The organism is Vibrio rubrogenes (assembly GCF_059641415.1).
This window is the reverse complement of sequence record NZ_JCARSY010000086.1, coordinates 1-1,786: the sequence shown is the minus strand read 5'-3', so window position 1 is coordinate 1,786 and position 1,786 is coordinate 1. Positions and strand designations below refer to the sequence as shown.

The following is a 1,786-nucleotide window of genomic DNA, read 5'->3' as shown; positions in this document are numbered from 1 at the left end:
GGAATTTATTATTCCGCCATTCTGAAAAATTCTTCTCAAGGGTTTTGGGGCCGAGATGTGCCGGGCTGGTGCCTTCCATCCTTATAATTTTTCTCCTTGAGTTTATTGCTTCAAGTTGACCTTGTAAATGACTTCATTTGAGCGGTTTGATTGTAACCCAATCTAAATATGAATCATGATGAATTGGTGTTTCAAAGCAGCACAGTGTGAAATTACTCGCAAAATAATGATGACCCCAGTGTGAGCAAAGTATGAGATTTTACTCTATGACACGCGCTTTATTTTCTTATGACTCGTCAGCAAATCAGACACTGCTTACGCTACATCTGCACCGCTAAAAAACGGTGTCGGGATTCGAACCCTGCTACAAACCACAGATACACAAGTGACTCATATTGTATTGATGAGCCGTTGTGTGTAGCCTTTACTCACTCCGATTATGGTGAGCTGGGTTGGGCTGACTCAGTCAGGCTGCAACCTGTGGTGCGGTAGTTCGAACCCTCCCAGTTCACCACCTCTGAGATTCGAACCTCTGGTGGTGATTTTGAAACACTACAGGAGGCCATGATGCCAAATTCAACCACTCATCTTGATTTACACCTGACCGCTCGCGGTTATCTGATTGATTTTCTTGCCACCAGCACCGCACCTTCCGTTGACCAAAATGAACTGCGTGAGATTCTGCTATTTCTCAATAATCTGATTACGTTTGATGAGATAAACTTGATTAAAGAAGACGTAGAAGGGATTTAATGGAGAAAAGGGGGATCAGGTTGCTGACCCCCCTTATTGTAGTATTTATGGTCTTGGATTCATTTCATCAATATAAATCATTGGTGTCATTTCTTTTATAATTTTTTGGGCTCGAATTTCTGCTTTCTGAAGCTCTTCAGAGGTTAATTTATCTAATTTATTTTTCTTTAGTGAAAAGTTGAAAATTAACATTTCATTATCTTCACCTCTAATATAATCTTTGGCTATGGCACAAGATGCCCCATCTATTATCTCTTCTCTATTTTTTCTTGATTTATTGATGTAATAATTTTGGCAATGAATTAGATCGCCACCAAGATTTAATATTTTTATTAAATTTATATGAATATAATCTGATTTGAATAATTTTTTATATTGGAAAACCATATTTATAGCTGGAATGTAGTTATTATCAGCTGCGATTTTTATTAATTCGCTTAATAATAACTTTTTTCTTTTTCCTAAAGGTTTATCTCTGTCTAAAAAAGGCATGTGCCAATTGTCAAAATAATCTGTTAATAATTTTTCTAATGGCTGATAATAATGATTTTTAGCATTTTCAGTGACTAGTCGTTCCAGCTCTTTATGCACCTCTTCTGAGCTGTCTTCATCGTACTGAAGCAGATAATACTCTGCTTTTTTATCGCCTTTCTCTGCCCGCTCTTGCAGTAGTTTTCGCCCGAGTTTTCCCCATTTGGGGTCACAGTAGCCGCGAAGATAAAGGCTGCAATCTTCACTGCTAACATCCAAACGAAGAGCTGCATAAGGGTTGCCCAATTCAGCGGATTTCCGGAATAACCGAGCAATTTCTTTGCCTGCGTAGATACTGCCCCCAGAGATATGAGCCAGCCAATATATTGCATCAGCATTGCCTTGTTCAACTAAGGGTTGCAGGAGTTTTTTGGCTATATCCCAGCGTTCTCGCTGGATAGCGAGTACAGGTTCATACAATGGATCTCCGGGACGATAGGTACTGGAGATGTACGGATCCGGGTTAAATGGCTGACTTTCTTCAGCCATTTTCAACAGTTCC

At 39.4% G+C, this 1,786-nt stretch carries 2 protein-coding genes; one reads left to right on the top strand and one right to left on the bottom strand.

Features of this window, described 5'->3' with window-relative positions; genetic code table 11:
* Nucleotides 1–564: 564 nt before the first annotated feature.
* Complete coding sequence (locus tag AC55NX_RS20620; protein WP_159440512.1) at nt 565–753, top strand: hypothetical protein; 189 nt, start codon at nt 565–567, stop codon at nt 751–753.
* Nucleotides 754–798: 45 nt separating this feature from the next.
* Here AC55NX_RS20620 and AC55NX_RS20615 read toward each other — a convergent pair.
* The coding region (locus AC55NX_RS20615) for an SEL1-like repeat protein (RefSeq protein ID WP_496997435.1) at nt 799–1,786 on the bottom strand (988 nt) is incomplete at its 5' end.